This window comes from Kitasatospora sp. NPDC056531, assembly GCF_042794375.1.
Classification (GTDB): Bacteria; Actinomycetota; Actinomycetes; order Streptomycetales; family Streptomycetaceae; genus Kitasatospora.
Window position 1 is genome coordinate 1 of record NZ_JBHTTU010000163.1, and the last position, 3,536, is coordinate 3,536.

Annotated in this window: 2 protein-coding genes; both read left to right on the top strand. The window is 77.3% G+C overall.

Translation table 11 applies throughout. From position 1 onward, the window contains the following. Positions 1–570: AAA family ATPase (locus tag ACFQ87_RS42885; protein ID WP_380616413.1), on the top strand; the 570-nt coding region annotated here is incomplete at its 5' end. After that, on the top strand, positions 570–3,383 hold the full coding sequence (locus tag ACFQ87_RS42890; protein ID WP_380616415.1) for a poly(A) polymerase: 2,814 nt from the start codon (positions 570–572) through the stop codon (positions 3,381–3,383). The genes ACFQ87_RS42885 and ACFQ87_RS42890, both read left to right, overlap by 1 nt. The last annotated feature ends 153 nt before the right edge of the window (positions 3,384–3,536 follow it).

Genomic DNA, 3,536 nt, shown 5'->3' on the forward strand with positions numbered 1-3,536 from the left:
GCCTACGCGCTCGGCCGGATCTCCACCGTGGCGGAGGCCGTCGCCGCCGCCTGGCGCTGGCGCGACGGCCGTTTCCCCCGCCTGGTCCACCTGAGCGGCCCGGCCGGCAGCGGCAAGAGCACCTTCGCCGCCACGCTGCCCGGAGCCGCCACCCGGATCAGCCTGGACGACCTGCGCGCCGCCCGCGGCTCGCGCGCCGACCAGCGCGACAACCCCGAGGTGCTGCGCGAGGGCCTGGACCGACTGGACGCCGCGCTCGCCGACCCGGCCGCCACCGTGGTCTGGGACGCCACCTCGCTCAACCGCCACCAGCGCTCCCACGTCCACGCCGTCGCCCGGCGCCGGGACGCCCTGGTCACCCAGGTGGTGCTGCTGGTCGACGAGGAGGAGCTGCTGCGCCGCAACGCCGTACGCCCGCACCCGGTGCCGCCCGAGGTGCTCACCGCCCAGCTGCACCGCTACAGCCCGCCCTATCCCGGCCAGGCGCACCGCACCTGGTACGTCGGCCCGGGTGGCACCGTGGAGGACACGGCGGGCACGCTCGACTCGCTCGACCCCGTGGAGGACTGATGCGCCCCATCGAACAGATCTGCCAGCGCATCCGCTGGGACGCCCGCTTCGACCCGGCCCGGTTCACCCTGGGCGTGCGCCAGCGCGACGACCGCACCAAGCGCGTCCCGCTGGAGGCCTTCGCCGCCTCCGGCGAGATCCCCTGGCACCGGGTGCACTGGGTCGAGGCCGACGGCGTGCGGGTGTGGGACCGCGCCACCGGCACGGACCTCCTGGACACCACCGAGGCCGGGCGCCGCACCGACCCGCGCCGCCTGCCCACCCCCTTCTTCACCGCCACGGCCCCGCACGCCTGGCAGCCGGAGGGTGACTGGCAGCCCGGCGTCGACGCCGGGACGGCGGCCGCGGACAGCCTGCGCGTGGTCACCTGGAACACCCTGTGGGACCGCTACGACGCCGACCGGATCGACACCGCCCGCCGCCGGCCGCTGCTGCTCGCCGCGCTGGCGGCCGCCGACGCCGACGTCATCGCACTGCAGGAGGTCGAACCGGCCCTGGTCTCCCTGCTGTTGGCCGCTCCCTGGGTCCGGGACGGCTACACCCTGGGCGCCGACCCGAACGGCTCTGACGTGGCCGACCACGGACTGCTGCTGCTCAGCCGGCTCCCCGTACTGGAAGCCGGACGGCACCAGCTCGGCCCGCACAAGGCCGTCATCGCCGTCACCGTCCGGACCGCCGACGCGCCACTGACCGTCGCCGCCGTCCACCTGAGCAGCGACCACTCGCCGGACGGCCCGGCCCGCCGGCAGAGCGAACTCGCGGCGCTGGCCGAGGGCTTGGGCGCAGTCACGGGCGAGCTGCTGCTGCTCGGGGACTTCAACGACGGCCGCTCCGGCCCCTCGGGCCCGGCCGCCGCACTCGGGCTGCGGGACGCCTGGACCGAGGTGCGCGGCCCGGCCGACGACACCCCCACCTTCGACCCGAGCACCAACCCGCTCGCCGCCGTCTCCACGCTCACCGGCCGAGCCGCCCGCCTCGACCGCGTGCTGCACCGCTGCGACCGCGCCCGCGCCACGGGGGCCGCCCTGCTCGGCGACCGCCCGACCGCCGACGGGCTCCACCCCTCCGACCACTACGGCGTGGCCGTCGACCTCGCCCTCGGCGGCCGCTCCTCCCCGGCGACGCTCGACGCCGCGCCGACCGCGCGCACCGCCGTCGCCTGGCTGCCGCCCGAGGAGCTGTGGCCGCCGATCCAGCACCTGCGCGCCGCGCACGACCCGCAGCTGCGCCGCTGGCCGCCGCACGTCAATCTGCTGTTCGGCTACGTCCCGGAGGCCGAGTTCGACCGCGCCCTGCCGCTGCTCGGCGCGGCCGCCGCCGAGGTCTCCCCCTTCACCGCCCGCCTGGACGGCGTGCACACCTTCGGCCACCGCGAGGGCGCCACCGTCTGGCTGGACCCGGCCGCCGCCTCGCCCGAGCCCTGGGCGGCGCTGCGGCACGCCCTCGAACGGCGCTTCCCCCGCTGCCGGGGCCGCGCCGAGGGCTTCACCCCGCACCTGACCCTCGGGCGCAGCACGGACCCGCAGCGGGTGGCCGCCGACTGCGCGGCCCGGCTCGACGGGGTCTCGGCGCGGGTGGGCGAACTGGTGGTGCTCTCCCGACGGGGCGACGAGCCGATGCGAGTGCGCGCGGTGGTCGAGCTGGGGACGGGCGAGGTGCGGGTCCCGCCTGCGGAGCCGGTGGTCCCGCCGCGGCCCGAGCCCGCTGAACGTACGGCTGTCGCCGCCGAGTTGGCCGAACGGATCGCTGCGGCGCTACCCGAGGGCGTGGTCCACACCGTCGGCTCGCGGCGGCTGGGCTGCCAGCTGGACGGCGGTGACCTGGACCTGGTGGCGGCCCTGCCCGGCCCGGCCGATCTGGAGGGCGTCCACGCCCGGGTGGCGGCCGCACTGCCGGAGGCGGGCCGGGTGCGCGAGGTGCGCGGCGCCCGGGTGCCCGGGTTGCGGCTGGAGGCGGGCGGGCTGACCGTCGACCTGGTCGTGGTGTTCACCGGTGAGCTCGAACCGGCCCGAGCCGTCGCCCGGCGCGCCGAGTTGGGCGAGGCGGCCGCGACCGCGCTGAGCGCGGTCACGGACGCCGAGGCGATCCTGACGGCGGTCGGTGAGCGGCACGGGCGTTTCGTCCGACTGGCCCGCGAGGTCAAGACCTGGGCGCGGGCGCGCGGCCTGGACTCCGCGCCGTTCGGCCAACTACCGTCGCTGGCCTGGTCGGTGCTGGCCGCGCGGACCGTCCTGGACACGGACGACACCGCCGAAGCCGCCCTGTTCCAGCGCTTCGCCGAGACCTGGGCCTGCTGGGACTGGCGCCAACCCGTCAGCCTGACGGCCGACTCCACGGACCGGTCCGCCGCTCCCCTGACCGTCCTCACCCCCTCCGCCCCCGTCCGCAGCTGCACCGGCCAGGTCGGCGCCGACGCCCGCGACCTGATCGCCGAGGAGCTCTACCGCGCCTGGGAGCTCGGCAGCGAGAGCCCCGACCCCTGGCCCGCCCTGCTCTCCCCGCCCCCGCTGCACCGCCGCCACGCCGCCTGGGCCGTGGTCACCACCGACGAGGAGTCCCTCGGCGCCGTCCGCGGCCGCCTCCGGGCCCTCCTCACCGCACTGGAGGAAGCCGGCGCCACCCACCTCCACGCCTGGCCCCGCCCCTATCGCAGCCGCGACGGCCGCACCCACTTCGCCATCGGCCTCGGCCCCACCCCACTGACCCGGGCCCGGCTCACCCCGGTCACCACCGCCTGGTCCCGAGGCCTCGCGGGCGTCCACGTCGACTACGCCGACGGCGGCGCCGTCCCGACACTCGTCGCGTCACCGTGAGAGGGCCTCGACTGAGCGCCCGGGCCGACCGGACGGTGCCCGCCTCCCCACGGCGGGGGAAGAAGTCCTCGCCGAACTCACGGATACCGGCCTCGGACACCTGCTGCGGAACCCTCTCCAGGGCGCTGAACCCGGCCGGCCGCAGTGCCCCCT

Bases quoted from the DNA above. Each gene is read 5' to 3' on its own strand.
- ACFQ87_RS42890 (WP_380616415.1), top strand. From the start codon at position 570: ATGCGCCCCATCGAACAGATCTGCCAGCGCATCCGCTGGGACGCCCGC.